We start from the raw sequence: 456 nt of genomic DNA on the forward strand, positions 1-456 counted from the left end.
GCGCCTCTTCCGCATCGAGGGCGACGTGCCGCTGGGCCTCGCCGTCGGCACCGCCGCGCACGGCATCGGCACGTCCCGGCTGCTGCGCGACTCCGAGGAGGCCGGCAGCTATTCCGGCCTCGCCATGGGCATCGCGGGCATCCTCATCTCGCTGCTCACCGTGCCGCTCGCTTGGCTGCTGTAGCTTCTAATCAAGATCTGCGAAATTAGAAGTACGCTTGACTGCGTCTTTATGTCACGTGCGTAAATGCACAGCCCCTCACGCTCCTCCTTATTTATCCGTTCGCGACGGCCATCCTATATTTTTCGGGAATTCGTAGCGGACATGGAGTACCTTATTTCGCCCCATTCAGTTCGATGGGCGAAATCGAACATCCCATTCCTCATATCCTCTTCCCTAACGAAAACAATTCTCGGAGTGACACTCCCCCAAATTATATTTCTGATGTTTAGACT

General features: G+C 56.4%; 1 protein-coding gene. It reads left to right on the forward strand.

Annotated elements, in window-relative coordinates:
• Positions 1-184 (forward strand): LrgB family protein (locus AC2JF9_RS09125; RefSeq protein ID WP_500727135.1); only part of this gene is annotated, 184 nt, incomplete at its 5' end.
• Positions 185-456 lie beyond the last annotated feature (272 nt).

It is taken from the genome of Lactobacillus sp. C449L, assembly GCF_059900815.1.